Source organism: Synechococcus sp. W70.1 (assembly GCF_047461515.1).
In the GTDB taxonomy this organism is placed as follows: Bacteria; Cyanobacteriota; Cyanobacteriia; order Thermostichales; family Thermostichaceae; genus Thermostichus.
In genome coordinates, this window is record NZ_JANSHH010000032.1 from 130,691 (window position 1) to 156,978 (window position 26,288).

24 protein-coding genes are annotated in these 26,288 nt (G+C 60.0%); 9 read left to right on the forward strand and 15 right to left on the reverse strand.

Annotation, left to right across the window (positions count from 1 at the left end):
* Window positions 1-230 precede the first annotated feature (230 nt).
* The 3 genes from hemL to NW808_RS08660 all read right to left on the reverse strand — a co-directional run bounded on the left by hemL (window position 231) and on the right by NW808_RS08660 (window position 3,488).
* Window positions 231-1,538: a glutamate-1-semialdehyde 2,1-aminomutase gene (gene hemL / locus NW808_RS08650; protein ID WP_414420927.1), complete on the reverse strand. Its 1,308-nt coding sequence runs from the start codon at window positions 1,536-1,538 to the stop codon at window positions 231-233.
* Window positions 1,539-1,589: 51 nt separating this feature from the next.
* A complete protein-coding gene (gene ispG, locus NW808_RS08655; protein WP_414420928.1) occupies window positions 1,590-2,819 on the reverse strand; it encodes a (E)-4-hydroxy-3-methylbut-2-enyl-diphosphate synthase in 1,230 nt (409 codons plus the stop codon).
* A gap of 141 nt (window positions 2,820-2,960) precedes the next feature.
* On the reverse strand, window positions 2,961-3,488 hold the full coding sequence (locus NW808_RS08660) for a bifunctional nuclease family protein (RefSeq protein ID WP_414395286.1): 528 nt from the start codon (window positions 3,486-3,488) through the stop codon (window positions 2,961-2,963).
* A 65-nt stretch (window positions 3,489-3,553) separates the two neighbouring features.
* Here NW808_RS08660 and NW808_RS08665 point away from each other — a divergent pair, with 65 nt between their 5' ends.
* Window positions 3,554-4,330, forward strand: coding sequence for a cobalt-precorrin-6A reductase (locus NW808_RS08665; RefSeq protein WP_414420929.1), 777 nt, complete (start codon window positions 3,554-3,556; stop codon window positions 4,328-4,330).
* Here NW808_RS08665 and NW808_RS08670 read toward each other — a convergent pair.
* Window positions 4,327-4,683 carry a single-stranded DNA-binding protein gene (locus NW808_RS08670; protein ID WP_414420930.1) on the reverse strand — a complete coding sequence of 119 codons (357 nt, stop codon included), beginning with the start codon at window positions 4,681-4,683 and terminating at the stop codon, window positions 4,327-4,329. The two genes, NW808_RS08665 and NW808_RS08670, sit on opposite strands and share 4 nt — an antisense overlap.
* 209 nt (window positions 4,684-4,892) lie before the next feature.
* Here NW808_RS08670 and NW808_RS08675 point away from each other — a divergent pair, with 209 nt between their 5' ends.
* Window positions 4,893-7,049, forward strand: a complete 2,157-nt coding sequence (locus NW808_RS08675; RefSeq protein ID WP_414420931.1) for an NAD(P)H-quinone oxidoreductase subunit 5 — start codon at window positions 4,893-4,895, stop codon at window positions 7,047-7,049.
* 112 nt (window positions 7,050-7,161) lie between these two features.
* Here NW808_RS08675 and NW808_RS08680 read toward each other — a convergent pair whose 3' ends face one another.
* Window positions 7,162-7,812, reverse strand: a complete 651-nt coding sequence (locus tag NW808_RS08680) for a peroxiredoxin (RefSeq protein WP_414395276.1) — start codon at window positions 7,810-7,812, stop codon at window positions 7,162-7,164.
* A gap of 322 nt (window positions 7,813-8,134) precedes the next feature.
* Here NW808_RS08680 and NW808_RS08685 point away from each other — a divergent pair, with 322 nt between their 5' ends.
* Window positions 8,135-9,181, forward strand: a complete 1,047-nt coding sequence (locus NW808_RS08685; RefSeq protein WP_414420932.1) for a hypothetical protein — start codon at window positions 8,135-8,137, stop codon at window positions 9,179-9,181.
* 7 nt (window positions 9,182-9,188) lie between these two features.
* Here the strand turns inward: NW808_RS08685 and NW808_RS08690 are convergent, their stop codons facing one another.
* From NW808_RS08690 to psbU, 4 genes are all read right to left on the reverse strand, one after another.
* Window positions 9,189-10,025 (reverse strand): alpha/beta hydrolase, encoded by an 837-nt coding sequence (locus tag NW808_RS08690; protein WP_414420933.1) that lies wholly within the window; start codon window positions 10,023-10,025, stop codon window positions 9,189-9,191.
* A 94-nt stretch (window positions 10,026-10,119) separates the two neighbouring features.
* The gene (locus tag NW808_RS08695) at window positions 10,120-10,704 is read right to left on the reverse strand and encodes a type II CAAX prenyl endopeptidase Rce1 family protein (RefSeq protein ID WP_414410120.1); all 585 of its coding nucleotides are present in this window, start codon (window positions 10,702-10,704) and stop codon (window positions 10,120-10,122) included.
* Between the two features lie 108 nt (window positions 10,705-10,812).
* Window positions 10,813-11,892: a polysaccharide pyruvyl transferase CsaB gene (gene csaB, locus NW808_RS08700; RefSeq protein ID WP_414420934.1), complete on the reverse strand. Its 1,080-nt coding sequence runs from the start codon at window positions 11,890-11,892 to the stop codon at window positions 10,813-10,815.
* 115 nt (window positions 11,893-12,007) lie between these two features.
* A complete protein-coding gene (gene psbU, locus NW808_RS08705) occupies window positions 12,008-12,370 on the reverse strand; it encodes a photosystem II complex extrinsic protein PsbU (protein WP_414395262.1) in 363 nt (120 codons plus the stop codon).
* 195 nt (window positions 12,371-12,565) lie between these two features.
* Between psbU and gcvP the strand changes: the two genes are divergently transcribed.
* Window positions 12,566-15,502, forward strand: a complete 2,937-nt coding sequence (gene gcvP / locus NW808_RS08710) for an aminomethyl-transferring glycine dehydrogenase (protein ID WP_414420935.1) — start codon at window positions 12,566-12,568, stop codon at window positions 15,500-15,502.
* Window positions 15,503-15,509: 7 nt separating this feature from the next.
* Here gcvP and NW808_RS08715 read toward each other — a convergent pair whose 3' ends face one another.
* The 3 genes from NW808_RS08715 to NW808_RS08725 form a co-directional block, all read right to left on the reverse strand.
* Window positions 15,510-16,292 (reverse strand): hypothetical protein, encoded by a 783-nt coding sequence (locus NW808_RS08715; protein WP_414395257.1) that lies wholly within the window; start codon window positions 16,290-16,292, stop codon window positions 15,510-15,512.
* A gap of 294 nt (window positions 16,293-16,586) precedes the next feature.
* Complete coding sequence (locus NW808_RS08720) at window positions 16,587-17,156, reverse strand: hemerythrin domain-containing protein (RefSeq protein ID WP_414420936.1); 570 nt, start codon at window positions 17,154-17,156, stop codon at window positions 16,587-16,589.
* A 96-nt stretch (window positions 17,157-17,252) separates the two neighbouring features.
* The gene (locus tag NW808_RS08725) at window positions 17,253-18,125 is read right to left on the reverse strand and encodes a tRNA (5-methylaminomethyl-2-thiouridine)(34)-methyltransferase MnmD (RefSeq protein ID WP_414405773.1); all 873 of its coding nucleotides are present in this window, start codon (window positions 18,123-18,125) and stop codon (window positions 17,253-17,255) included.
* A 117-nt stretch (window positions 18,126-18,242) separates the two neighbouring features.
* On the opposite strand from NW808_RS08725, the gene accD reads away from it, so the two are divergent.
* Window positions 18,243-19,187 carry an acetyl-CoA carboxylase, carboxyltransferase subunit beta gene (accD, locus tag NW808_RS08730; RefSeq protein WP_414420937.1) on the forward strand — a complete coding sequence of 315 codons (945 nt, stop codon included), beginning with the start codon at window positions 18,243-18,245 and terminating at the stop codon, window positions 19,185-19,187.
* A gap of 170 nt (window positions 19,188-19,357) precedes the next feature.
* The gene (locus NW808_RS08735) at window positions 19,358-19,732 is read left to right on the forward strand and encodes an STAS domain-containing protein (RefSeq protein WP_414410125.1); all 375 of its coding nucleotides are present in this window, start codon (window positions 19,358-19,360) and stop codon (window positions 19,730-19,732) included.
* A 33-nt stretch (window positions 19,733-19,765) separates the two neighbouring features.
* Here the strand turns inward: NW808_RS08735 and NW808_RS08740 are convergent, their stop codons facing one another.
* A complete protein-coding gene (locus tag NW808_RS08740) occupies window positions 19,766-21,940 on the reverse strand; it encodes an NAD-binding protein (protein WP_414420964.1) in 2,175 nt (724 codons plus the stop codon).
* A 538-nt stretch (window positions 21,941-22,478) separates the two neighbouring features.
* Between NW808_RS08740 and NW808_RS08745 the strand changes: the two genes are divergently transcribed.
* Window positions 22,479-23,126 carry a cob(I)yrinic acid a,c-diamide adenosyltransferase gene (locus NW808_RS08745; RefSeq protein ID WP_414420938.1) on the forward strand — a complete coding sequence of 216 codons (648 nt, stop codon included), beginning with the start codon at window positions 22,479-22,481 and terminating at the stop codon, window positions 23,124-23,126.
* Between the two features lie 28 nt (window positions 23,127-23,154).
* Complete coding sequence (gene dcd, locus NW808_RS08750; protein ID WP_414395239.1) at window positions 23,155-23,748, forward strand: dCTP deaminase; 594 nt, start codon at window positions 23,155-23,157, stop codon at window positions 23,746-23,748.
* A gap of 14 nt (window positions 23,749-23,762) precedes the next feature.
* Here the strand turns inward: dcd and accC are convergent, their stop codons facing one another.
* Both accC and NW808_RS08760 read right to left on the reverse strand, forming a co-directional pair.
* Window positions 23,763-25,127, reverse strand: coding sequence for an acetyl-CoA carboxylase biotin carboxylase subunit (accC, locus tag NW808_RS08755; RefSeq protein WP_414420939.1), 1,365 nt, complete (start codon window positions 25,125-25,127; stop codon window positions 23,763-23,765).
* Between the two features lie 134 nt (window positions 25,128-25,261).
* Complete coding sequence (locus NW808_RS08760) at window positions 25,262-25,672, reverse strand: FHA domain-containing protein (RefSeq protein ID WP_414395235.1); 411 nt, start codon at window positions 25,670-25,672, stop codon at window positions 25,262-25,264.
* A 195-nt stretch (window positions 25,673-25,867) separates the two neighbouring features.
* Between NW808_RS08760 and NW808_RS08765 the strand changes: the two genes are divergently transcribed.
* Window positions 25,868-26,284, forward strand: a complete 417-nt coding sequence (locus NW808_RS08765) for a rubredoxin (RefSeq protein WP_414420940.1) — start codon at window positions 25,868-25,870, stop codon at window positions 26,282-26,284.
* Window positions 26,285-26,288: the final 4 nt, after the last annotated feature.

The window sequence follows — 26,288 nt, forward strand, 5'->3', positions numbered from 1 at the left end:
ATTTGAAGAACGAGGGCTGGAGCAACGGTGCCTCCCAGGGGCAGTGGCCTCTGCCTAGGGCACCCCTATGCACTCCCTGTAGCTTGCCAAGAGGAAGGACTCCTACCCTCCAAGGCTGGGAAGAGCGTTAAGCCGCCTCCAGGGAAGAACCTGGCTCTGGTCTCCCCAATCCAACGCTGCTCAGAGCGGATGCGGAAGCCGAGGTGGCCTACAGGCTGCACCTCCTGGAACTAAAGGGCCCGCAGCACCTCTCGCGCTGCCTCCAGGGTTCTTTCCACATCCGCCTCCGTGTGGGCCAGGGAAGTAAAGCCCGCCTCAAACTGCGAGGGCGCCAGATACACCCCCCGCTCCAGCATGCCGCGGTGAAAACGGGCAAACTTTTGCAAGTCTGACTGCCTGGCTTCCTCGTAGTTGCGCACTGGGCCGGCAGTGAAAAAGAAGCCGAACATGCCCGGCAGATAACCTCCGCACATTTCGTGCCCAGTCTCCCGGGCAATCTCCAGCAGCCCTGTCAGCAGCTTCTCAGTAATGCGCTCCAGATACTCATAGGTGCCTGGGCGGCGCAAAATCTCGAGCGTCTTGATGCCGGCAGTCATGGCTAGAGGGTTGCCGGACAGCGTACCCGCCTGGTACATTGGCCCCGCAGGCGCTACCATCTCCATGATTTCCCGCCGACCGCCATAGGCGCCTACCGGCAGGCCACCGCCAATGACCTTACCCAGGGTGGTCAGGTCAGGGATGACGCCAAACTTGCCCTGGGCGCCACCGTAGCTGATGCGAAAGCCGGTCATCACCTCGTCAAACACCAGCAGAGCGCCATACTTTCGGGTGAGCTCGCGCAAGCCTTCCAAAAAGCCTGGCTGCGGTGGAATAAAGCCAGCATTGCCCACCACCGGCTCGAGGATCACGCCGGCAATCGAATCAGGATACTGCTCGAACAGCGCCTTGACCGCCTCTAGGTCGTTGTAGGGAGCCGTCAGCGTAGCACTAGTAGCCGCCTTGGGCACCCCTGGCGAGTCCGGTAGGCCCAGAGTAGCCACTCCCGAGCCAGCCTTGACCAAGAACATGTCCGCATGGCCGTGGTAGCAGCCCTCGAACTTGATCACCTTTTCCCGGCCCGTGTAGGCTCGCATCAGGCGCAGCGCTGCCATACAGGCTTCGGTGCCGGAGTTCACAAAGCGCACCATCTCCACGCTGGGCACCGCTTCGATCACCCGCTCCGCCAGCTCGTTTTCCAGAACAGAAGGAGCGCCAAAGCTGGTGCCTTTCTCCAGAGCCTGCCGCAATGCCTCAATGACTTCAGGATGAGCGTGGCCCACAATGGCTGGCCCCCAACTGCCGATGTAGTCGATGTACTGGTTGCCGTCCACATCCCAGGCGTAGGCCCCTGAGACTCGGTCAAACACGACGGGATCCCCGCCCACGGACTTGAAGGCGCGCACCGGTGAGCTAACCCCGCCGGGCATCAACTGCTGGGCGCGGGCGAAGATCTCTCTGGAGCGGGTGGTATTAAAAGTGGGACGAAGAGTGCTGGTCATAGTAGGGCGGCTACTCGAGGTACTTCCTAGGCTAACAGGAAGGGGAGCTGGCTAATTGTTGGGACTTCCAGGCGGATCCACCCAGCGACCATCGGCTTTGATGAGCTCGAGCAAAGCCTGGACAGCCTCCGATTCCGGTACTCTTTTCACTTCTTCTTTGCCGCGGTAGAGGGAAATTACTCCTGGCGTCCTGCCCACATAGCCGTAGTCGGCGTCGGCCATTTCCCCAGGCCCGTTGACAATGCAGCCCATGACGGCAATGTCGAGGCCCACCAGATGCTGGGTTGCCGCCCGCACCTTCTGCAGCACTTCCTCCAGGTTGAAGAGGGTACGCCCACAGGAAGGACAGGCCACGTATTCCACCATGGTCTTGCGCAGGTTGAGAGCCTGCAAAATACCGTAGGCCACCGGGATCTCTTTTTCCGGCGCTTCCGTGAGAGAGACGCGGATGGTGTCGCCAATCCCTTCGGCCAAGAGCGTCCCGATCCCTACCGCTGACTTGATGCGGCCGTACTCTCCATCCCCAGCCTCGGTTACACCCAGATGGAAGGGATAGTTTAGCCCTAGGGCGTCGAAGCGGCGAGCTGCCAAGCGGTAGGCGGCCAACATCACCTGGGGACGGGAAGCCTTGAACGAGAGAACCACATTGTGGAAGTCTTGCTCAGCGCAGATCTCGGCATACTCCAGGGCCGATTCCACCATCCCCTCAGGCGTGTCACCGTAGAGAAAGAGCATCCGCTCCGCAAGGGATCCGTGGTTGACGCCAATGCGCAGGGCTTTGTTCTGGGCCTTGAGGGCTTGTACAAGGGGGACAAAAGCCTCGCGGATCTCGCTGCGGATGGCCTCTAGTTCAGCTTTTGTGTACTCCGTGCGCCCCGGCTGCGGCTTCTCCACAACGAACAAGCCAGGATTGATGCGCACTTTGTCAACGTACTTGGCCACTTCCAGGGCCACCTTGAGACCGTTGTGGTGGACGTCAGCCACCAGCGGCACTGGCTTGTAGGTTTGAATCAGCCTCTCCCGAATGACCTCCATGGCCTTGGCGTGGGCCAGGCTAGGAACGGCAACCCGCACGATTTCCGAGCCCGCTTCGTGCAGCCGGCGAATTGCAGCCACCGCCGCGTCGATATTGAGCACGTCTTCGTTGATCATCGACTGCACCACCACTGGGTGCTGGCTGCCGATCAACACCTCGCCAACTGCCACCGTGCGGGTGGGGCGACGGGGGTAGACCGGTTCTGGGTAGGGCTGCTGGGGGTTGGGCCGCTCCAGAGTTGGCATAGCTTGCTCAAAAGGGCTGCTCTAGCTTGATTGTAGGCGGAAACGTCCCCCTAGCGGCTACCCTTAGAAAGGCTTTCCAGGCAGCCCACCGCCTGCCCTACCCAGCTCAACTCCAGCAGACGGAGGAAGAAAGACAGTGACTTAGCTGTCTGCCTCTGTGGGGGAATCCGTCGGGTAGTCTGGGAGGGGTCGGTTGCGAATAAAGTCTCTGGGCGTTACGTTTTCCACAAACTTGCGGAAGGCCTCCCGCTCCGCTTCATCGGCATCCTGATTCATGGGGATCGAGGCTTCGGCAATGACCTCCTCTACCGTCCAGATGGGGGCGTGGGCTCGCAGAGCCAGGGCAATACCATCGCTGGGACGGCAGTCGATCTCCTGCTTTTTGTCACCGCTAACGGTAACCAGCACCGCATAAAAAGTGTTGTCCAGCAAGGCGTGGATAATGACCCGCTCCAGCTTGATTCCCCAGGCCTTCCAGGAGTTGAGGATAAGATCGTGGGTCATGGGACGGAGCGGCTTCTGATCATCCAACGCTTGCAAAATGGCATTGGCTTCTGCTTTTCCTACCCAGATAGGCAGAGCACGACGCCCATGGGTATCGCGCAGGATGACAATGGGGCTCTGGTTAACGGCATCAACCGCAATCCCAGCCACCTCCATCTCAATCATGGTCAACTGCCTCCAGCCTTTGGATCTCGATCGTATCTACGGGCAGAAAACTTTGGCAACACGGCATGAGCTTAATCGGGAAATCAAGGGCGGTAGCTCTCCTTGGCGGCACCCGTGAAAGCCGCTGCCTAGCCCTGGCCCTTAGCCAAGAAGGGATCCCCTGGATAGCCACGGTTACCACGGAAAGGGGCAGCCGGCTCTACCAGGGTTTGCCGGGTCAGGTGATGGTCACCCGCTTCTCGGCTGCATCTTTGGAACAATTCCTGCGAGAGTACCGGATTGGCGTGCTGGTGGATGCCTCTCATCCCTTTGCCCAGCAGATCTCGCAACTGGCCATTCAGGTAACAGCCCAAGTGGGGATCCCCTACCTGCGCTACGAACGCCCTTCGGAAAATCTAGAGCCCTGGGTGCAGGTAGTGCCGGACTGGCAGGCAGTCCTAGCCGAGAGCGTGCTGGCGGGACGGCGGGTGCTCTTGACGGTGGGAGTGAAGCCGTTGCCCTTGTTTGTCCCCTGGCAGAATCGCTGCCAGTTGTACGCGCGGGTGCTGCCGGAGTCAGTTTCCCAGGCAGTGCAGGCTGGGATTGCTGCTGAGCGGGTGATTGGCAGGCGTTTGCCCCTTAGCTTTGAGGAGGAACTGCAGCTTTGGCGGAAGCTAGAGCCCCAAGTGGTTATCAGTAAGAACTCTGGAGAAGCCGGCGGTCTTCTCATTAAGCAGGCCGTGGCCAAAACCCTGGAGATCCCCCTCTTGGTGATCCAGCGGCCTTCCTTAAGCTACCCCTGGTGTAGCCAGGATTTGGCTGAGGTGGTGCGGGAGTGCAAGCGTCGGTTGGAGAGGACTTAGAACGGCTCCTCTACTGGTAGGTCAGGCTCACAATCCTGACGGGATCCCAGCAGCTCCAGCCGCTCCACGGCAATAACGGGCCGCTGGCGCTCCTCACCTGTGGATCTATCTTTCCAGCGCTCAAACTTAAGACTGCCCGTCACCCCGACGAGGCTGCCTTTACGCACATACTCTCCGGCCACTTCAGCGGTGCGCCCCCACAGCTCCAGGTTAAACCAATCGGGCTTGTCTTCACCTTTGCGGAAGCGGTTTACCGCCAGGCTAAAGGTACACATCACCTTGCCCGACTCGAAGTAGCGCACTTCCGGATCCATACCCGCCCGGCCCACTAGGGTCACCAGGTTTAGGCTCATGGGCTTTTCTCCAGACCACTGACCGCCTTTGGCTCTAGTTGTAGCGCCTGCAAGGGCATCTTGTTGCAGGAGAGGCGTTGATTGTGTTGCAAAGATTTACAATGTCAGAAGCCCCAGAGCAACTGCCAGCCTCTATCCCGTAGGCAGATGCTCACCGGCCAGCAGGGAGGGTTTACTCCGGCAAGAGGACGCATTCAGCACCGTTGGCTATGGAATTTATCTACGCATACGCCTGGTTGATCCCTGTCTATCCCTTGGTGGCAGCTTTTCTACTTGGCTTGGGCATTTTGGTGTTCAACGCCTGGACAAGGGCCAACCGGGCTCTGGCTGCCTTTTTGAGTGTATTTGCGACGGGGACGGCAATGGTCCACGCCTTTGCCCTCTTGGCCAGCCAACTCCAAGGCCATGAGACTGTCCTCAAGACCATTAGCTGGGCTCAGGCGGGCTCCTTCTCCCTCGACATGGGCTTTGTGGTGGATCACCTGAGCGCCATGATGCTGGTGGTGGTGACCACGGTGGCCTTCTTGGTGCAGATCTACTCCGACGGCTACATGGCTCAGGATCCCGGCTATGTGCGTTTCTACGCCTACCTGAGCCTATTTGCTTCCTCGATGCTGGGTCTGGTTCTTAGCCCCAACCTGGTGCAGATCTACATTTTCTGGGAGCTGGTGGGGATGTGCTCCTACCTGCTGATTGGGTTTTGGTACGACCGGCAGACGGCAGCGGAGGCAGCCCAGAAGGCATTTGTCGTCAACCGGGTGGGGGACTTTGGACTGCTGCTAGGCATTTTGGGCTTTTACTGGGTCTCCGGCACTTTTGGGTTTGAGGAGCTGGCCCACAATCTAGAACAGAGGGTGGCCAGTGGAGCGGTAAGCAGCAGCCTAGTGGCCCTCTTTGCCGTGTTGGTGTTCTTGGGGCCGGTGGCCAAGTCGGCTCAGTTTCCGCTGCACGTGTGGCTGCCGGATGCCATGGAAGGTCCCACGCCCATTTCCGCCCTCATCCACGCGGCCACGATGGTGGCAGCAGGGGTATTCCTGTTGGCGCGCATGTTCCCAGTGCTGGAAGGGATCCCGCTGGCCATGGATCTCATTGCCTGGACGGGGGCAGGCACGGCTTTCTTGGGGGCCAGCATTGCCATCACCCAAAACGACATCAAAAAGGGCCTGGCCTACTCCACCATTTCCCAACTGGGCTACATGGTCATGGCCATGGGATCCGGTGCCTATGGGGCTAGCTTGTTTCACCTAGTGACCCACGCCTACTTCAAGGCGCTGCTCTTTCTGTGCTCTGGCTCGGTCATCCACGGCATGGAGGCAGTGGTGGGCCACGACCCGGTTTTGGCCCAGGACATGCGTTTGATGGGGGGCCTGCGCAAATACATGCCGGTTACGGCCATTACGTTCTTAATTGGCACGCTGGCCATCTGTGGGATCCCGCCCTTTGCCGGCTTTTGGTCTAAGGATGAGATCTTGGCTTCAGTTTTTGAGCACAACCCGGCCCTCTGGGGGGTGGGCTTCCTCACGGCAGGGATCACTGCCTTCTACATGTTCCGCATCTACTTCCTCACCTTTGAAGGGGAGTTCCGCGGCACCAACCTGAGACTGCGGCAGGAGGTAGCCGTCAGCCAAGGTCGACCGGTGCCAGCTTTTGCCTATGCGTTTGCCGGGAAGGAGGCAGCCTTTGGGCCTGGAGCCATGAACATCCACGAAAAGCCCCAGCCCAGCAGCCACCCTGAAGCTGTGGAAGACGGACACGATAGGCACGATCACGCCACCAAGCCGCATGAGTCTCCTCTGTCGATGACGATTCCGCTGGTGGCGCTGGCTGTTCCCTCGGTGCTGATTGGCTTGGTGGGTACTCCCTTTGCCAACTTCTTCGAGGCGTTCATCCATCCGCCCAGCGAGTCGGCAACAGAGGTCAGCTCCCCCTGGGCCCAGGTGGCAGCCGAGTGGCAGGGGGTGCTCGGCGGTCACTTCAACTGGACGGAGTTTGCCATCATGGCGGGCAGCTCGGTGGGCGTTGGGCTAATCGGCATCGCCCTGGCCGGTCTCATCTACTGGCAGAAGCGCCTTGATCCCAGCACTTTCCCCCGCAGCCTGCAGCCGCTGTACTACTTCTCCCTCAACAAGTGGTACCTCGACGACCTCTACGAGCGCGTCTTTGTGCGGGGCACCCGCTTTGTGGCACGGGAGGCGCTGGAAGTGGACAGCCGCATTGTGGACGGGGTGGTCAACCTGACGGGACTGGTGGCGATGGTCGGCGGCGAGGTGATGAAATACCTGGAGAATGGTAAGGCCCAGTTCTATGCCTTGATCATCTTCGCGGCGGTGGTGGTGATGGTGGTACTTGCTGGGGTTGGAATTTAGGCTGGGGCAGCGCTGCCCACACTAAAAGGATCCCCTGGCCGGGGATCCTAGCTGGGGAAGAGATCACAGCCTCCAGCAAAGAAGGGATCCCTTCCTGCCAAGTGGGTTGGACTTACTTATTGGGCTGAGGGGTGACCCGCAAGTAGGGTTTGAGCTCCTTGTAGCCCTTCGGGAACTTTTCTTTCAGCACCTCTGGATCTTGCAGGGAAGGCGGGATGATGACGTCGTCGCCATCTTTCCAGTCAGCAGGCGTAACGACGTTGTACTTATCCGACAACTGCAGAGCATCAATGACCCGCAAGATCTCATCAAAATTGCGGCCTGTGCTGGCTGGGTAGGTGATGATTAGGCGTATCTTCTTGTTGGGATCGATGATAAATACCGACCGGACGGTTAGGGGCAGCCCCTCTTGGTTAAGGTTGGTCTGATCCAGCATGCCGTAGAGCTGGGAGACCTTGCGGTCGGCATCCGCCAAAATGGGATAGGTCACCTGGGCATTCTGGGTTTCCTCAATGTCTTTCACCCAGCCAACGTGGGAGTCCACGTCGTCCACACTGAGGCCCAGCACTTTCACGCCCCGCTTCTCAAATTCGGGCATTAGCTTGGCAACCCTGCCCAGTTCGGTGGTGCAGACCGGCGTGTAGTCGGCAGGGTGCGAGAACAACACCACCCAGCTATCCCCAGCCCAAGAATAGAAGTCGATGTCGCCATGGGTGGACTTTTGCGTAAAGTTAGGGGCAGTGTCCCCAAGTCGGAGAGACATACGCTCTATCCTCCCTAAGATGCAGTGCGGTAAGACAGGGATCCGAAACCCTTCAATCCCATTTCTTTTGATCTTGCCACACAAACCCCACTTTTCCGAGCGGATTTAGGTAATTTTAAGATCGTCGTCACCTTGCCGGCAGCAGGAAGGGCTCTTTGCTGCTAGGTTGCGTTTCAAACAGAACGCGCGGATCTTGACGTCCCCTTAAGTTCTTTTAAGTTCTTCGCGGGCTGCAACGAGAAGGGGTAGCATTCTAAACAAGTAAAGCAGTGGCATTCCAGGAGTATGCTGGATAACCTAGTTCCCCCCAGTAGGAGAACTAATGGAAAACGCGGAGACAGGCACAATCTATAGCTTGGCCACTCTGTGGGCCCAAAAATATGTAGACAAGCTGAGGGCGCAGGTGGCTGGGGGTGGGCCGCTAGGCCTGCAACTAGCCGACAAGGTGAAGGGATCCCTGCGCTTTGCCAGCTCCCAGGCCTGGGCGAAAACGGAAAAGCTCTTGGCTTCCGAAATACCACGGCAGGGACTGGATCCGGACTTAATCGATCCCTGGAAAATTGCGGAGGACTCTCAAAGTCTCTTTGAGCAGGCAGCCCAGAGCTGCGAGGAGGGCATCCCTCCCTCCCGCTTTTCGGTGAAGATCGCGCCCCTCTGCGGTCAACTGCGGGCTCGTTACAGCGAGCGGGATCCGCGAGTGCTCGGCTTCTTGAGCATGCAGTTCCACTACACCGGACAAATGCTGCTGCAGGCCCTGTTGCCTGAGGAGCGCAGCCTCTTCTACCCCTACTTGAAGGTGATGGACGACCACCTGTACATGCCGCTGCAGAAGATGGTCAAGGCTGCTGCCGACCAGGCGGGGGACAGTCCTTCTGTTTCTCTAGTGGCCATTCAGGAACTGTTACCCATTGTTACCAGCGTAGCTGAGTTCATCTGTGCCGAGGTGGCAGAACGTTTCAGCGGCTACTGCTGCGAGAGTGGCCCCCTGACAGATCTTGGAGTGCGGGCTTCCAGCATCCGTGATGTGGAGATGTTTCAGGTGTACCTGGGCCTCTGTGCTCTAGAAGGCAGCCTCGCCTCTGTGCAGCAGGAGCTGTTTCCCCTTTGCGTAATGCTTTATCCCCCTCTGAAGGTGGGCTGGGAGCTGGTGCGGCAGATGTTGGAGCTGCTGGACAAGTCTCTGCAATCTCGTCTGACCCCGCCTAGCTATGCCGTCTTGTTGCCTTACCTGAAAGCTGTGCAGGGCATGTTCTCGCTGGAGGTTTTCCCTGAAAACGACCCCATCTGGAGCTATCACCCCGACGTGGTGCGCTTTCTGGAGCCGGCGCGGCAGCTCTTGCAAGAACTTCTGAATCAAAAGGCCGGCTGAGTATTCCCTACTTCCCCGAGAAGCGGCTAGGCTCCACCAGCTCGGCCACAAATTGGTGCAAAAGGGGCAGGTAGCGCTCTCCGGCCACCTGCAGCAGGTTGTTGTGATCTGCTCCCTTAATGGCCACTAAGCGCTTGGGATCCCGTGCTGCTTGGTAAAGAGCTTCGGCATGCCAGAAGGGGATCAGGCGATCCTGGGTGCCGTGCAAGATCAGCAGCGGACAGTTGATGTGGGCAATGCGGCTGAGGTTGTCGAAGCGATCAAAGGGCAGCAGCGGGATGCGGGTCAAGACGCGAAAGGCGCTTACAAAGGTCGATTCCAGGATCAGGCCCCCCACCGGCTTTTGGGTTGCCAAGTAAACCGAGGGCCCGCCTCCCACCGAGCGCCCGTAGACCAAAATTCGCTCCGGCGGGATCCCTTGGGCAATGAGATAGGCGTAGGCTGCCTCAATGTCCCTATAGGCGCCGGCCTCGGAAGGGATCCCTTCGCTGGTGCCGTAGCCCCGGTAGTCGTAGGCTAGGACGGCAAATCCTCCCTGCTGCAGGCCCACTAGGCGAGGCAAGATATCTCCCAAGTCCTCAGCGTTGCCGTGGCTGTAGAGAAGGGTATAGGTGGCCTGGGGATTGGGCAGGTACACCGCCGAAATCTGCAGGCCATCAGAGGTGGTGAGCTTGAGAATGGCATCCCCATCCTGGTAGCTGGCGGGGCGGGGCAGAAAGATCAGCCGCTCTGACTGAAACCAGCCCAGCCAGAGCAGGTAGCCGTACACCACTAAGCCAACAAGCAGCAGGGATCGCCCCAGCCGCAGCCACGGGAAGAACCCGAAACTCAAAGGCTTGCCCATCGCTCGACTTGGCCTCCAGACCATTCCCCTCACCCTCAGACCCTCTAGGAGAGGGGGGACGGGTGGCGTGCCGGCAGCGGCGACGTCGGGCACTTCAGGATTCGGCTGGCAGGGCAGAACATTTCCAGAGGCAAACCCCAATCCAGTTGACCAGGGTGTGGGCGACGATGGTTACCAACAAGTTTCCCGACAGCCACACCCCCATCCCCAGCAGAATGCCCACGGCGCTGGCCCAGAGGGCATAGGGCCAACCCTGCCACTCTAGCCAATGCAAAACCCCAAACAAGAAGCCGCTCAAGAGGATTCCACCCGTCCACCCCAAGGGGCTGGCCGCTAGGGCTGCCATCAGCACGCCGCGAAATAGCCATTCCTCGCTCCAGCCCGGCAGCACCCCCACCCAGAAGATATCCCGCCACTGCAAGGGATCCGCCACGAGGTGCAAGTAGCTAGAGGCCGCCCGGCGATAGGCTGGCCAAAGCCAGTAAGCCCCGCCGCTAAGCAGCGCCACCCCCAGACCCAGGGCTGCCCCCCAGGCCAAAGCCAGGGGATCCCAGCGAAAGGGTACCGATAGGGATCCTAGCCAGATCCAGAGGCCAGCGATGAGCGCCAGGAGCAGGCTGGTGAGACCCATCCCCATCAAGATCTGTTGGCGCGTGCAGGGCTGAATCTCGGCACTCATGGGAAGAGACTTGCTCGGGCACCCTATTCCCAGCGTAGAGCGAATCCCGACGAGAACGGCTATGCTCTCCCCAACCCTCGAGGGCGGAGCTTGGGATTCCCCCTTTTTTCAAGACAAGTGCTGCCTTAGCAACTGGGCGTGCTGGGCCGATCGCTCTACCCAAACGGCCACCTGGTCAGGGCTGAGGGCTGGCCCGTCGGCATAGCAGGCTAGCCAAGCCTGGTGCAGCGCCTTGGGATCTTCCGGGATCTCCTCTAGATCCCAGCCGGGCATGCCCAATTCCTCAAGCAGCGTTTTCACTTTGGGATCGTAGCTGAGGCCAAAGCAGGCACAGCCCTCGGCTGCCGCCATCACCAAGCCGTGGTAGCGCATAACAATGGCCAATCTCACCCCCCGAAAGACCCCCTTTAAGAGATAGGGATCCCGGATTTCCACCACCTGGCTGTGGTGGGGCAGGCGATGGTAAAGCTGCTGGGCCAAGTGGTAGTCTGGCCCTAGGTCAAGGGATCCGGGAGGAGCTAGCTGAAAGGGCACGAAAAGAAGATAGGCCCCCGTGGCAGCCTGGAGGCGTCGCAAGGCTTCCGCCAAAGTTTCCAGTCGCGCTGGAGTAAGCTGGGGATGCTGCCGCAGGACCACAGCAATGCGGGGCTGAGGCCACGTCTCCCATTCGGGCAAAGTTTTGGCAGGCAGGCCCCAAACCGGATCCGGGGCTACTTGGTGGGGGATCCCCCACTCCTGGAGGTAGCGGGAGGCCACTCCGTCACGCACGCTGATGGCTGTACAGCTTGCTAGAGAGTGGCGGGCCAGCTTGCGGATCCAGCGCCGCTCCAAGGGGCCGATCCCCTGCGCCCAAGCCAAGGTTTTCAGCCCCCGCCGCTGGGCCCAGAGCATCAGTCCCAGGTAGTAGAGGGGGCTGCGCCAACTGGTGCGATCCTGCAGCAGGCTACCCCCGCCCCAGATGAAAGCCTGAGCCTGGGCCAAACAGCGCTGCAAAGCCCAGGCATCAAAGCGTGGACAGGCCAGCACCCCATAGGTGGCAGCGGTTGCTGCAGGGGAGGGAGAAAGCACCACCGGCTGTACAGGGTTGGGCAACTGCCGGAGCTGCTGCAGCAGAGCCAACAACAAGGCCTCGTCGCCGGCATTGCCGTAGCCGTAGTAGCCACAGATCAAAACCTGTGGCCGTTTCATCGCGCCTTTGCCCCAGACGGAATCCTCTCTCTTGGGAACAAAAGAGTTTGCTGGAGAGCCCTGGGGATCCCAGCAGCCAGCGGGCAAGGGACTCGGGAAACTGCTCTACCCACTATCAGCCGTAGTAGCCTTGGTTGATGCGGTTTTCCAGCTGGCTAGCCCCTTCGCGGTACTCTCCAAACACAAAGTTCTCCGCATTGGCCCTAATCAGCGCCTTTTGCTGCTCTGTCAGCTCCGGGATCTTCAGCATGTCCTCTAGGCTCTTATAGGGAGCGTTTTTCACCAGGATGCGAGCCAGAGTAGGGTAGAAGCCAGGCAACTGGCGGTAGTTGCGCAGGATGGTGTTGTTGACGTCAATGGGAGTGTCAAGGTGTCTTACCGGCGGCAGCTCCGCCGCCACGGCAGGGATCCCCAAGGAGGCCAAGCCCAGGCAAAGCAGCAAGAGGAAGGGCAACCAAGTCGACAGCAGCCGGCGCATAGCACCACCTCTCCAGACAGGGTTGAAAGCAGCCATACCAACGCTCACGGGATAGATTTTAGTGTCTCATCCTCGCTACCTTGCATCGAGCCTCAAACTCGGATTTGTATACCGGCGGAAATAATTTTTAACAACTATGATCAGGAAACAGCCCGCTTGCAGCTGGCTGACTTCCTCTTGCCCTTGGCTTGTCCTATGTCCAACTCCACACAGCTCCACCCCCATCCCCTTGGCTCCTCTGGGCAGCACGCTCTTCAACCTCCCCTTGCCCCCGATCCTGAGCTAGAGCTGCTAGAGCAGCGGGAACTCTTCGTCTGGCGGCACCTCGGGCCGGATGCCGGGCAGATCCGCCAGATGCTGCAGGCCCTGGGGCTGAGCTCCCTCCGCGAGCTGGTGGAAAAGGCAGTGCCAGCAACCCTTCGCAGCAGCCGGCCCTTGCAGTTGGGATCCCCCTGCAGCGAGCAGGAGGTGTTGGCGGAGCTGAGGGCAATGGCGGCCCAGAACCAGGTGTGGCGCTCTTTTTTGGGCATGGGCTATTCCAACTGCCTGACGCCGCCGGTAATTCAGCGCAACATCCTGGAAAACCCTGCCTGGTACACGCCCTACACTCCCTACCAGGCGGAGATCGCCCAGGGGCGGCTAGAAGCCCTGCTCAACTTCCAGACGATGGTTGTGGATCTAACAGGAATGGAGATCGCCAACGCCTCTCTACTGGACGAGGCGACTGCGGCTGCCGAAGCCATGAGCCTGGCCTACACCTTGGCGGGCAAGCGATCTCCAGTTTTTTGGGTGGACTGTGGCTGCCATCCCCAGACCATTGCCGTAGTGCAGACACGGGCAGAGCCCTTGGGGATCCAGGTGCGCGTGGCGGATCCTTTGCAGTTTGAGCTTGAGCATGGCTTTGGCGTGCTCTTACAGTATCCCAACACCTACGGGGAGATCCGGGATTACCGCGACCTGGTGGAGCGGGCCCACCAAAGAGAGATGGTGGTAACGGTAGCCGCCGACTTGCTCAGCCTAACTCTCTTGCAACCGCCAGGAGAATGGGGGGCGGACGTTGTGGTGGGAACCACCCAGCGCTTCGGGGTGCCCCTGGGCTACGGCGGCCCCCATGCGGCTTACTTTGCCACCCGTGAGGCCCACAAACGGCTGCTGCCGGGGCGCCTGGTGGGGATCTCCCAAGATGCCCAGGGAAGGCCGGCCCTACGCTTGGCCTTGCAAACCCGAGAGCAGCACATCCGTCGCGACAAGGCCACCAGCAACATCTGCACCGCCCAGGTGCTCTTGGCCGTGGTAGCCTCCATGTATGCCGTCTACCACGGCCCGCGCGGCCTGCGGCAAATTGCCGAACGCATCCACCGCCAGGCCCATCAGCTAGCCGCCGCAATCCGCCAGTTGGGCTACAAGGTGGGGCCAGAGTATTTCTTTGACACCTTCTGGGTAAGGGCAGCCTCCCCAGAGCAGGTGCAGCAGCTCCAGGAGCGGGCCGCCCAGAAGCGCATTAACCTGCGGCGGATTAACGACGTCACCCTGGGGATCAGCTTGGACGAGGCCACCACCGATCAGGACCTGCGCGATCTCTGGCAGATCTTTGCCGGTTCTGAAGAGCCAGGCTGGGATCCCGAGGGCCTGGGTTTGGATCCCAACCAAAGCCTGCCGCCTCAGCTCTTGCGCTCCACTCCCTACCTCACCCATCCGGTGTTCAACCGCTACCACTCGGAAACAGAGCTGCAGCGCTATATCCACCGTCTGCAGAGCCGGGATCTCTCCCTCGTCCACGCGATGATCCCCCTCGGCTCCTGCACCATGAAGCTCAATGCCGCAGCAGAGATGCTGCCCATAACCTGGCCGGAGTTTGCCCAGCTCCACCCCTTTGTGCCCCTGGAGCAGGCGCGGGGCTATCAAACCCTCTTTGCCCAGCTGGAGCGGATGCTGGCGGAGATCACGGGCTTTGCCGGTGTCTCCCTGCAGCCCAACGCCGGCTCCCAGGGGGAATATGCCGGCTTGCTGGCCATTCGCCGCTATCACCAAGCCCGCGGGGAAAGCCAGCGCCAGGTGTGCCTGATCCCTACTTCCGCCCATGGCACCAACCCCGCTAGCGCCGTCATGGCGGGGATGCAGGTAGTGAGCGTGGCCTGCGACAGGGCCGGCAACATCGACCTCGAAGACCTGCGGGCCAAGGTGGAGCAGCATCGGGAACGCCTGGCAGCTTTGATGATCACCTACCCTTCCACCCATGGGGTGTTTGAGGAGGGGATCCGCGAGATTTGCCAGATGATCCACGAGGCGGGGGGTCAGGTGTACATGGATGGGGCCAACCTCAATGCCCAGGTGGGCCTCTGCCGTCCTGCGGAGCTGGGAGCCGATGTCTGCCACCTTAACCTGCACAAGACCTTCTGCATCCCCCACGGCGGGGGCGGGCCAGGGGTGGGGCCCATTGCGGTTGCCCATCATCTACTGCCCTATTTGCCTGGCCATCCCTTTTTGCGCGGCTGCAACGGCCCGGTCAGCGCCGCCCCTTGGGGCAGTGCCAGCATCCTGCCCATTGCCTGGGCCTACATCCGCCTCATGGGATCCGCTGGCCTCACCCTGGCCACCCAGGTGGCCATCCTCAACGCCAATTACATTGCCAGGCGGCTGGATCCCTACTACCCAGTGCTCTACAAAGGGCCGGGGGGGTGGGTGGCCCACGAGTGCATCTTGGACTTGCGCCCCCTCAAGAAAAGCGCCGGCATTGAGGTAGAAGATGTAGCCAAGCGGCTGATGGACTACGGCTTCCATGCCCCCACCATCTCTTGGCCGGTGCCGGGGACAATGATGGTGGAGCCCACCGAGAGCGAATCCCTGGAGGAACTGGATCGCTTCTGCGAGGCGATGATTGCCATTCGCCAAGAGATTGCTGCCATTGAGCGGGGCGAGATGGATCCCGTGCGCAATCCCCTTAAACTTGCCCCCCACACCGCCGAGGTGGTGGCCGCTGACTACTGGGATCGCCCCTACCCCCGCTCCCTGGCTGCCTACCCCCTTCCGTGGGTGAAAAGCCGAAAGTTTTGGCCCAGTGTCAGCCGCATCGACAACGCCTACGGGGATCGCCACCTAGTGTGCAGTTGTCAACCCTGGCTAGAAGGCTAACTCTGAATCAAGCCGCCTGCGGCTCCATCTGGGCCAGCTCTGAGCAAGAGGAGAGGAGTTGCTCGGCCTCTGGCACAAGGCGCTCATTCTCTTGCAGCGAGGCCAGCACCAGCGGCAGCACCTCCCTATCGGCCTCAACGGCCTTCTCTGTTTCTTGCAGGAGGTTTACCGAGTCCTCGGTAAGCAGGTCAGCCACCTGAGACAGCTGCGCCTTCAGCAAGGCATTCTCTTGCTCCAATTGAGCCAGCCGCTCCTGCAGGCTATCAATTTGCCGATCCCGCTCTCCCAGGGCTGCTTCTAGCTCACGGTTGCGGGCCTCCAACCCTTGGCGGGCTGCCTCTAGGTGGTTCAGCCGTTCTGTCAAGCTTGCTAGTTCACCCTCCAAGTTGGTGAGGCCACTCACTTGTTCCAGAAGTTGGGCATTCTCCGCCTTCAGTTTCTCAGTCAACGCCTGAGCGCTCACCAGATCTGCTTTGGTGGACTCCAGCTCGTGACAGACTTGGTCATGTCTGGCAATCAGCTCGCCCAGCCGAGCTTCTTTCTCCTGCAGGTCTCCTTGCAGGGAACGAATCAAGCGATCCCTCTGTTCGACACACTGCTGTAACTGTTCGATGTGCTGTTGTAAGATGGGCAGTTTAACCAAAGCCTTCTGGGCCGTGCCAAGAAGTTTCCTGAAGCTCTCCTGCAGGCGGCTGTGGGATTGATCCAGTTTGTCGAAAGCTTCGTTAAGGGAAAGGTAGGCCTCGCATAGTTTCATATAGCGCTGGGCCAGAGAAGGAGAGTAATCCATGGTGGGGGCTCCAGGTGGGACATTGCCTCTATTTTATCGATCCTTTTTTAAAAGCATTGTTTGCTACAAACACCTTGGGATTAATCTTGCTTTAACGTTTTCGCCTCAGTCTTCACCGGGATAAACTCCATGGCACTGCCTTCGGGCCAGCTTTGGATTCCAGGCTGACATGGGTTTAGGCCCTAGGAATCTGCCTGGGTCAGAAATCCTCCCCGGCTGGCAACAACTGCAAGAGAGGACTGACGCAACCCCCGTCGGCTAGAGAGTAGCGGCCAGCGCTGCGTCTTGGGAGGGCTAGCAGCGTTCAGGGGACAAGACAGGGCGGGTTACCGCTTGTCGCTCCCACTCCTCCATTTTGGTGCGACGGCTGTTGGCGGAACTTTGGAAGGTAGTGCTAGCCTGCAGCCGTTTGCGGAACAGGCGCAGTTGCTGCTCTTCCGCCTCGAGAGAAACATGTTGGGCAAAGAGCGGCTGTACAACTTTCTCCTCCTGCATAAACTGAGCCCGCAATTGCTGGTACAGATGCAGGGCTGCCCCCAGATCCAACCGCTGCGGGTCACGCTCCGCCTGGTGCAAAAAGCAAGTCAACTCCGGGATCTGATCCCGCATCTGCTGCTCCAACCCATCGAGCTGGCTGAGGCGGTCAGGATCCGCCCCTAGAGCCGCCCTAAGCAGGGGGTAGAGGGCGTGGCGCTCCAATTGAATGTGGCGGGAGAGGCGCTGCCGCAACTTTTGGACAAAGAGGCGCTGCTGCTCCAGATCCACCTGAGAAGCTCGGGACAGGTTCAGAAAGGCCTGCAGGATGACCCGGTGCTGATTGGCCCAAAGACCAACCAATGTACCGCCAGCGGGGGAGGAAGCCACGGCTACCTCAGGAAATCGCTCTCTTCATCGTAACTTTACTTCATCAAGACAAGATTAGGAAGCGAGGCAGTAGACTCCCGCCTCTTTCCTCCTGAATTAGGTTTGGCCAAGCCAGCGGCGTTTCCAGGCAGAAGTGGGCTCAAGGGGTGAAGTTTGCTGTTCTCGCTGGCGCTGCAGCCGGATTTGGGCTCTGTCTCCCCTCAAGGTGGGATCCCGGTAGGGCACAGCGGCGCGGGTTTTCAGGTGCTCCCACTCCATAGGCGAGAGAGGCGGTAGGTAGTCTGGCTGAGGTGAGGCCACCGTGCCCGGCCAGGGGCGGCCCAGCGGGGGCGTAGAGCCGATAAACAGCCCCGCCTCCAGGAGAGCTGCCCGCACTGCCGCTGCACAGGAATAGGTGGCCAAGATGCCGCTGGGGCGCATTCGCTCAGCCACCGCCCGCAAGAAGTCCACCGTCCACAACTCCGGGCAAACGGCAGGAGAAAAGGGATCCAAAAACACCGCGTCCGCCCATCCCCGCGGCACCTGGAATAGGGTTTGGCGGGCATCTCCCCACAGCAGAGTTCCGCGCCAGCGGGGTGATTGCCAGGATCCCTTCTCGATAAAGTGTTGCCACTCCTGGCTAAAGCTCCAAGTGGATCCCACCCCCACCTGCCAGGCCTGGCGGGGCACCTCTGGGGATCGCTCTAGGCCAATGACTTCCACGCGGCAGTCGGGCCGCACCTGCCAAATTGTCTCCAAGGCGAGGCCGGAGTTGTAGCCAAGGCCAAAGCAGATATCCAAAAGGCAGATGGGCTCCTTGGGGTCCCGCTCCAGGGGCAGCCGATCCAGCCGGCAAGGGCGGACGAACTTCTCCAGCGCCTCCTGGGCAGCGCCGCTGACGTTGTGGAAAGCCTGCCCGAACTCCTGAGAGAAAAAAGTCAGGGAACCATCCCCTGTGGTCAGTACCTGCCACTGGGTCTCTGGAGTCATGGTCTCTATCCAGTTTGGCGATTGCCTGAGGGCTTGAAGACGTTAAGATAAATTTCAAGGCTTACCAGCAGGGCCTGAGGATCTCAGCGCTTGCTATCCTCAGCCATGGGAGGAACCATGTCTCTACTGGATTGGTTTGCCGAGCGGCGCAAGCAGACTTCCCTTAACTTAACTGGCAGTAGCCCCTTTGACAAAGAGCGGCAAGTGCGGGAGATTGCCGACGGCCTCTGGCAGAAGTGTCCAGCTTGCGACGCCCTCACCTACACCAAGGATCTGCAGCAGAACTGGCAGGTTTGCCCGAGCTGCGGCCACCACTATCGCATTACCGCCCCAGAGCGGCTGCAACAGCTTTTGGATCCCGGCTCCTGGCAGCCCCTCGACGACCACCTGGCGCCTACCGATCCGCTCCACTTTTTTGACCAAAAGCCTTACAGCGAGCGTTTGGCCTCTTACCAAGAGCGCACCCAGCTCAAGGATGCCGTCCTGACCGGGCTGGGCACTTTGGAAGGCAGGAGGGTGGCCATTGGGGTCATGGATTTCCGCTTCATGGGCGGCAGCATGGGCTCGGTAGTCGGCGAGAAGATCACCCGCCTTACCGAACGGGCCACCTGCGATCACCTGCCCCTGATCATTTTCTCGGCCTCGGGGGGAGCCCGCATGCAGGAAGGGATCCTCAGCCTCATGCAGATGGCCAAGACAGCAGCCGCCCTGCAGAGGCACCGCGAAGCCGGGCAGTTGTTTATTTCGGTACTTACCCATCCCACCTACGGGGGAGTAACAGCCAGCTTTGCCATGTTGGGGGATTTGATCCTAGCTGAGCCTGGTGCCCAGGTGGGGTTTGCCGGGCCCAATGTTATCGAGCAAACCATCGGCAAGGGCAAGCTTCCAGAGGGTTTCCAGACTGCCGAATACCTGCTGGCTCACGGGCTTATCGACGCAATTGTGCCGCGGACCGAGCTGCGCAAGCGCTTGGCCCAGTTGCTGGCTATGCACCGCCCTCGCTTGCCCAGGTCCCTTCCCGCGTTCGATTCGACTTACGCCCTCGATCCGGCCAAAGTCTGAATAAAGTCCCATTGGAGAGGTGGATGACTGGGGAAGCCAGATCTAGCTAGCTCCCGTCTTCCCTTTTGGCTGCAAAAGAAGTTTCCAGCGCAAGCTGTATAGCGGAGTTTTCGCGGGATTTTCTGCAACCGAGGGTGCTAAGGTGGGGCATGAGGTTTTGACGGGAAACGATGAATTTTAAGCTGCGCATCCGTACCGCTGAAACTCCGCAAGGGCAAAAGCTAGCCATTGTGCCCCTGGAGGGTCGTTTTGATGCCAAGGCCGCTTCCGAAGCCCGGCAGTTGCTGCAGCAGGTTTTGGATTTTGGCTACACCAACCTGTTGATCGACATGTCAGCGGTTACTTTTATGGATAGCTCCGGCCTGGGGGTGCTGATCTCAGCCTTGCGCAAGTGCCGGGCTGCCGGTGGCAATCTCGGCCTCTGTGGCGTTCCCGAAAGCGTCGCCCTTGTCCTCCGCCTGACCTCAATGGAAAAGGTCTTGACCTGTTTTGACGACCTGGAAACGGGCATCGCCAACTTCCCCACCGCTTCCTCCGACCGCTAGCCGATACTTTTTCTATGCCTCTGACCTTGAGGCTCAGCCATGCAGCCGGCCTCGACACCTTGGGATCCGCTCGCTGGCCTGCACGTGGGCAAAGACCTGCACCTCGGTGCTCATTTTGCGAAGCTGGCGGGCCAACTTAATGGCCTTGTCGCGGGGGAGAGGGGGACTCACTACTGCCGGCAGACAGCGCAACAGTGGCTTCAGGGCCGTTTTGGGCAGCCGCGCATAAAACGCCAAGGTGGAGAGGATCTCGTCTTCAAAGTAGGGGTTGCGATATTCCAGGAGCCGCACTTGATAGAGCTCCGGCGGCAGGGGCCACCCCTGGGCCAGGCGAATCAGGGATCCCACCGTCCCCATCACGTACAAGCGATCCCCCCGTTTCAACACAGTCTCCCCCTCTTTCTGCCAGATCTTGGGAAAAACACAGGGCCGGTCCGGTCGGGAGTGATGCAGCAGGATCGCCAGGTCGTAATCCTGGGCCAGTTGTCGCAAGGATAGCCCCAGGTAAGGGTCATGGGCCGAGACCTCCAGCAGCGTCACCAGCAGCGTTTCCCCCTCCCAAGTCAAGGTGCCGTAAACGGCTCCCGCCAGCGCTGCAGTAGCAAAAGCGCGCGCCCCCAGGGCGGTGGGGCTGTAGCTGATCCCCAGGGCCTGCAGATGCCGCTGCATTCGCGCCGCCACCTCGGCATCGGTAACCCGTAAAATGGTGCGGATGCCGGGGTGTAGGCTGTGGGCAGTTAGGGCAGTCTCGAGGTTGGTGAGATCGTCAGGAGTCGTGCAGATCAGGCAGCGGCTGCTTTGGATGCGGGCCTGTTGCAGGGTGCTTGCTAGAGCGTAGTTGCCCCGGATCACCACCGCCCCCTCCCGTTCTGCCGCCCCCAGCAGGGGATTGTCGGCGTCGGGCTCCACCGCCACCACCTCATAGCCCATCTGCCGCAACAACTGCAGCACCAAGTAGCTCAGCCGTCCCAACCCCGCAATCACCCCATGATCCCCTTTGGGCATATGGGCAGCTCGGCCCAAGCCGAAGCGGCTGCTTACCAACTTGTCGGTCACCAACCCATAGAGCAACCCCACCAGAGCAGCCCCCACCAAGGTCATGACCACCGCCACTACCTTCACTCCTAGGGGAGTCTCCGCCTGCTGAAAAGCCTCGATGTCGCCATACCCCCCCGTCAACACCACGATGGTTAGCAACAGAGCGTCGAAGACCGGCTTGCCGATCGCCCTGAAATTGATCACCCCCAGCACCAGCATGGCCCCCAAGGTGAAGGCGAGGGTGCGCACGATGGGCTTGACCTGCAGCAGTCCTTGCAGGCTTCTGCGCAGCCAAGATAGGAGCCGGCCGAACGACTTGCCGCGCCGTCGTTGTCGTTTGTCTTGCACCTGTCCACTGGCCCAGCGTTGCGCCCGCGAAGAGCCGCGCCTTCCGTTGCGCTCCAACAGTTGCAGGTAGGCCCGGGGGTCACAGATAACCAAAATGCGATCCCCCTCCAGCAGCTTTGCTTCGTGGTCGAAGTCATCAAAAATCCGAGACTCGGAAAAGTTGGACAGCCCGTCCACCGGGTAGTGAAACAGCACCCGCGCCCGAAAGGTCTCCTCCAGTTCCGAGAGGGGCATGTGCAGCAGACGGGAGTTGTAGCCAATGGTCAGCTCCACCACGTTCCAGAGGGTGGTCTCTTGGGGGGCGCCAAAATAAAGCGGATCCGCCAGCTCCGGCGGCAGCGTGGCCGGCTGCGCCTCCAGCTGAGGCAGCTCGAAGTAGCCGACAAATTCGTCCGAGACAGCCTTGAGGGCAAAGGCCGGAGCCGCCAAGCCCGCAACCGACAGGGAAAAATGCTGCGGCAAAATCGAGTCCAGGTAGCGGGCAAGGCCAGTGTTAAACAGACGAGAGACAATGCGCGCCTGCGGGTTGAGATCTCGAATCAAGAGGGCCAGCTCGAAGTTGGCTTGGTCATTGTCCTCCAAAAGCAGCGCCACCTTGATCCGCTCAATCCCAGCCCGGCGCAACACCTCCGCCTGCTGGGGATCCCCCTCTAGGTATTGCCATTCCCCTTTCCGAGAAGGCGGCAGGCAGGGAGCCACCACCACTGCCCGCTGTCCAAACTCTTCCAGAATCTCGAGCGTCGACTCCGCTAAATCGTTGTAGCCACAGACCAGAATGGAAGCACCTGGGTTGCGGCCATTGTCCTGCAGTTGCCCAGCCAGCTCTTAGGAAAGGGAGTCCGCCATACCCTGTCACCTGCTCCGCTCCCTTTATACCCAGGACGGCAGGATCCCCCTCTTATCTGGCCGAGCTTGGGAAAGAGGCTGCTGCTAGTCCCGGCTCCCGACCAGAAAAAAAGGCAGCGCAAGCCCCGGCATTCATGGCAAGCACTCTGCGCCGCTGCCGCGAGGGGGATTAGGGCATGGCGTCCCCCACAGGCTCGTGGTATATCTGGCGCTGTGTAGCCCCCCAGCGAGTAGAAACCTAGCCGCTACAAGCCGTGAAAAAATCTCTATCCTCTAGAGCTGGGGAGAACGTCCAAGGAGAGCTGTAGGGGGTGTTTCATGGAATCTGTAGCCGACACTTGGTCCACTTCTAGGCTCTGCAGCCTAGCGGCCGTTGCTACCTCGGCAAGGGGTAGCGGAGCTTTGGTGCGGGTTATGGATGGCACTTCTAACTTGTAGTTCCGCCGCTGTAGGGTCTTGTCCTTTAGCCCACTCCCAAGATAAAACGGTGGTTCGCACTGCCTCCCTTAGCCGTATGCCTTCCCCCAAGGACGCTGTTTCTGTTGCCCCCGTCAAACAGCCTGCCGCCCAAGCCAGCTCTACCGCGGGCGACTCCTTTCTCCAAGGGTATGGAGACTTTCCCGCCCACCTCATCCCCCAGGGATCGCTGCAGCTCTACACCCAGCCCGGCCGGGGCATGTTCACTCCTGTGATGGTCCAGGCCCTGCGCTTGGCTGGTCAGGGAACGCGGGTGTTGATTGTGCAATTCCTCAAAGGCGGGATTAAGCAAGGGCCGGAGAACCGGGTTTTGCTGGGCAGTTCCCTGGAGTGGGTTCGCTGCCGTCTACACCGCTGCATTGATACGCCGCATCTGGAGCCAGAGGAGCGCGTAGCTCTAGACGAGTTGTGGCAATTTACCCAGGAGGCCGTTAGGAGTGGCCGGTATGGCTTGGTGGTGCTGGATGAGCTGAGCTTGGCCATCAAGCTGGGCTTGATCCCGGAAGAACAGGTGCTGGATTTGGTCGATCAGCGGCCGGTCTGGATGGATATGATCATCACCGGGCCCGAAATGCCGGCTTCCCTTTTGGAACGCGCTGATCTCATCACCCAGCTACGCCCCCGGCAGGAGTCCTCGCGGGCTCTGGGCAGGCGCCGGGATCCCTCGCAAGTCAGTAGTCCCTAGTACCTTCTGGTCTTGCCATCCTCTAGCCATGCTAAAGAGCGACCGCTGGATCCGTGAGCAAGCGCAGCGGGGGATGATTGAGCCGTTTTGCCCCGAATTGGTGCGGGCCGTGGAGTGGAATGGACAAATGCGCCCTGTTTTGAGCTATGGGCTTTCCTCCTATGGCTACGACATTCGTCTTTCCCCCGTGGAGTTTAAGATCTTCCGCCATGTGCCTGGTACTGTGGTAGATCCCAAGCGGTTTAACCCCAAGAACCTCGAGCCGGTGGAGCTCCACCACGACGAGATGGGGGACTACTTCATCATCCCTGCCCATTCCTACGGGCTGGGGGTGTCCCTCGAGCGGCTGCAGGTGCCCGACAACATCACTGTCCTCTGCATCGGCAAGTCTTCCTACGCCCGGGTGGGGCTAATTGCCAACCTGACTCCAGCGGAAGCGGGGTGGCGCGGCTACCTGACGCTAGAGTTTTCCAACGCCTCCAGCGCTGACTGCCGGGTGTATGCCAACGAAGGGGTGGTACAGCTGCTGTTTTTTGAGGGGGATCCCTGTCAAATTACCTATGCCGACCGTCAAGGCAAGTACCAGGATCAGCCGCAGCGGGTGGTGGTGGCTAGGGTTTAGCTGTCTGCACCAGTCTATCGTTCAGACTGGCCGCCCAGCAGGTGTTGGGCAATGAAATCCGTATGCACCTCACCCCGCAAAAAAGCCTCGTGGCGCAGGATCTGCTGGTGAAAAGGGATCGTGGTGGGCACGCCCGTGATGGCGCACTCTCCCAAAGCCCGCTGCATGCGGCGGATGGCCGCTGCTCGGTTGGGCCCCCAGACAATCAACTTGCCCAATAGCGAGTCGTAGTAAGGGGGAATGGTGTAGTCGGTGTAGATGTGGGAGTCCATGCGCACCCCTGGCCCACCGGGGGGCAAGTAGGCAGTGATGGTGCCCGTGCAAGGGCGAAACTGTTGCTTGGGATCCTCGGCATTGATGCGGCACTCAATGGCATGGCCTCGCAGTTGCACATCCTTCTGGCGAAAGGTGAGGGGCTGACCTTGGGCAATGCGAATTTGCTCGGCAATGAGATCCAGCCCCGTCACCATCTCGGTTACGGGGTGCTCTACCTGGATGCGGGTGTTCATCTCGATGAAGTAGAACTGGCCGTTTTTGTCCAGCAAAAACTCCACTGTGCCCGCCCCCACGTAGTTCACCGCCTTGGCTGCTTTCACTGCCGCAGCCCCCATGCGGGCGCGCAAGCTCGGGGTTAGAGCAGGGCTGGGGGCCTCCTCCAACAGCTTTTGGTGCCGCCGCTGGATAGAACAATCCCGTTCGTAGAGGTGCACCACATTGCCATGGCTGTCAGCCAAAATCTGAAACTCCACGTGGCGGGGGCGCTCGAGGTATTTCTCCAAATAGATGCCCCCATTGCCAAAGGCAGCCTGCGCCTCCCCCTGGGCGGTGCGCATCATCTTCCGCAATTCTTGGGGATCTCGGGCCACCCGCATACCCCGCCCCCCACCGCCGGCCGTGGCTTTGAGGATCACGGGGTAGCCGATTTTCTCAGCTAGCCGCAGCGCCTCCTCTTCAGAGGTGATCAACCCGCGGCTGCCGGGGACAGTCGGCACCCCCACCGCTTGCATGGTCTCCCGCGCGGTAGCCTTGTCACCCATCTTGCGCATGGCCTCTGGGGAAGGGCCAATGAAAATTAGGTTGTGGTCGGCACACATCTCGGCAAACTTGGCATTCTCCGCCAAGAAGCCGTAGCCCGGGTGAATGGCATTGGCCCCGCGGGTAAGGGCTGCCGAGATGATGTTGGGGATGTTGAGGTAACTTTTGGCCACAGGGGCTTCCCCGACACAGACTGCCTCATCCGCCAGTTGGACATGGAGCGAGTTCTGATCCGCAGTGGAGTAGACAGCCACTGTGCGGATCCCCATTTCCTGACAGGTGCGGATAATGCGCAGAGCAATCTCGCCCCGGTTGGCAATCAGGATCTTGGTGATGGGCGGCATAAACCCTGAGAGCCAGCAGCCTCAAGCCGACGGATACCACGATGCTAACGTACCCCAGAACGACGCCGGGCAAGAGGTTCTTGCGCCCCCCTACTTACCAATTGGGAGGTTGCTGCCCTGCCAGGCGTTCCATCTCACAGGCCGACGATCTGGGTATTTTCAAAGGTGGAGAGAATCCTGTCCAGATCGCAAGCCTGCCGCAAATAGGTGGCGGTGGCGTCGCTGCCCAACTGGATTTCGTCTCCATCTTCGAGTTCTCGAAACTCTACCCGCTCCCCCCGAACGTAGAGGCCGTTAGTGCTGGGGTTGCCGTGGATGTCTCCGTCGATGATCTGGTAGGTAAACCCGTCGGGAGAGGTGGGAGATTCAGTCTTCACCAAAAGGGCGTGGTGGCGGGAGACGTACTGGGAGTCGATGCGAATGCTGTTGCTTGGATCCCGCCCCAGGGAATAGAGCTCAGCTGTTAGCCAGTAAGCTTTAGGCCCTTGGCGATCCTTGACGATGAGCAGGTGATTGAGAGTAAGTTGACGAGGGGACGGAGTCATGGGGGAACAACCACTGGCATAACACGAAACGTAGCACGGGATCCCCGGCTAGGATCCCCTGACCGGTTGGGGGGCAACGCCAGCTCCCAAGCGGGCTAGACGTGTACAAAAGCATTGCGGAGAAAGCAAGTAGATTTTTGTAACAGATCCTCTCATAATAGGATCGAACAACGCAGGCCCTTCCTCAATCAATCCATGAATAGCGCCCCCTCGCCTCTTGTCGACCCGTCCAAAGCCACCAAGGCACCCAAGCTAATCGAGCTGCCGGAGGATGAAACCGAGGCTCAGCTTGGCGATCCCCAGAGCCTGCAGCGGTACGAATGCCGCGCTTGTGGCTATGTCTACGAGCCAACCCAGGGGGATCAGCTCAATCGCATCCCGGCAGGCGTGCCCTTTGAGGAGCTGCCCCCTACCTGGAGATGTCCAGTGTGCCGAGCCGATAAGCGCCTGTTCCAAGCGGTGGGCGCCAAGGGCAAGCCTTCCGGCTTTCAGGAAAACCTGCGCTACGGTTTTGGGGTTAACGTGATGACCCCTGCGCAAAAAAACCTCCTCATCTTCCTGGGGTTGGCGCTGGGGTTTCTGTTTTTGATGAGTTTTTATTTCGTCGAGTAACAAA

What these genes read in the sequence shown, in the direction of transcription:
- hemL (WP_414420927.1), bottom strand. Translation starts at nt 1,538, where the DNA reads ATGACCAGCACTCTTCGTCCCACTTTTAATACCACCCGCTCCAGAGAG.
- ispG (WP_414420928.1), bottom strand. Translation starts at nt 2,819, where the DNA reads ATGCCAACTCTGGAGCGGCCCAACCCCCAGCAGCCCTACCCAGAACCG.
- NW808_RS08660 (WP_414395286.1), bottom strand. Translation starts at nt 3,488, where the DNA reads ATGATTGAGATGGAGGTGGCTGGGATTGCGGTTGATGCCGTTAACCAG.
- NW808_RS08665 (WP_414420929.1), top strand. Translation starts at nt 3,554, where the DNA reads ATGAGCTTAATCGGGAAATCAAGGGCGGTAGCTCTCCTTGGCGGCACC.
- NW808_RS08670 (WP_414420930.1), bottom strand. Translation starts at nt 4,683, where the DNA reads ATGAGCCTAAACCTGGTGACCCTAGTGGGCCGGGCGGGTATGGATCCG.
- NW808_RS08675 (WP_414420931.1), top strand. Translation starts at nt 4,893, where the DNA reads ATGGAATTTATCTACGCATACGCCTGGTTGATCCCTGTCTATCCCTTG.
- NW808_RS08680 (WP_414395276.1), bottom strand. Translation starts at nt 7,812, where the DNA reads ATGTCTCTCCGACTTGGGGACACTGCCCCTAACTTTACGCAAAAGTCC.
- NW808_RS08685 (WP_414420932.1), top strand. Translation starts at nt 8,135, where the DNA reads ATGGAAAACGCGGAGACAGGCACAATCTATAGCTTGGCCACTCTGTGG.
- NW808_RS08690 (WP_414420933.1), bottom strand. Translation starts at nt 10,025, where the DNA reads ATGGGCAAGCCTTTGAGTTTCGGGTTCTTCCCGTGGCTGCGGCTGGGG.
- NW808_RS08695 (WP_414410120.1), bottom strand. Translation starts at nt 10,704, where the DNA reads ATGAGTGCCGAGATTCAGCCCTGCACGCGCCAACAGATCTTGATGGGG.
- csaB (WP_414420934.1), bottom strand. Translation starts at nt 11,892, where the DNA reads ATGAAACGGCCACAGGTTTTGATCTGTGGCTACTACGGCTACGGCAAT.
- psbU (WP_414395262.1), bottom strand. Translation starts at nt 12,370, where the DNA reads ATGCGCCGGCTGCTGTCGACTTGGTTGCCCTTCCTCTTGCTGCTTTGC.
- gcvP (WP_414420935.1), top strand. Translation starts at nt 12,566, where the DNA reads ATGTCCAACTCCACACAGCTCCACCCCCATCCCCTTGGCTCCTCTGGG.
- NW808_RS08715 (WP_414395257.1), bottom strand. Translation starts at nt 16,292, where the DNA reads ATGGATTACTCTCCTTCTCTGGCCCAGCGCTATATGAAACTATGCGAG.
- NW808_RS08725 (WP_414405773.1), bottom strand. Translation starts at nt 18,125, where the DNA reads ATGACTCCAGAGACCCAGTGGCAGGTACTGACCACAGGGGATGGTTCC.
- accD (WP_414420937.1), top strand. Translation starts at nt 18,243, where the DNA reads ATGTCTCTACTGGATTGGTTTGCCGAGCGGCGCAAGCAGACTTCCCTT.
- NW808_RS08735 (WP_414410125.1), top strand. Translation starts at nt 19,358, where the DNA reads ATGAATTTTAAGCTGCGCATCCGTACCGCTGAAACTCCGCAAGGGCAA.
- NW808_RS08745 (WP_414420938.1), top strand. Translation starts at nt 22,479, where the DNA reads ATGCCTTCCCCCAAGGACGCTGTTTCTGTTGCCCCCGTCAAACAGCCT.
- dcd (WP_414395239.1), top strand. Translation starts at nt 23,155, where the DNA reads ATGCTAAAGAGCGACCGCTGGATCCGTGAGCAAGCGCAGCGGGGGATG.
- accC (WP_414420939.1), bottom strand. Translation starts at nt 25,127, where the DNA reads ATGCCGCCCATCACCAAGATCCTGATTGCCAACCGGGGCGAGATTGCT.
- NW808_RS08760 (WP_414395235.1), bottom strand. Translation starts at nt 25,672, where the DNA reads ATGACTCCGTCCCCTCGTCAACTTACTCTCAATCACCTGCTCATCGTC.
- NW808_RS08765 (WP_414420940.1), top strand. Translation starts at nt 25,868, where the DNA reads ATGAATAGCGCCCCCTCGCCTCTTGTCGACCCGTCCAAAGCCACCAAG.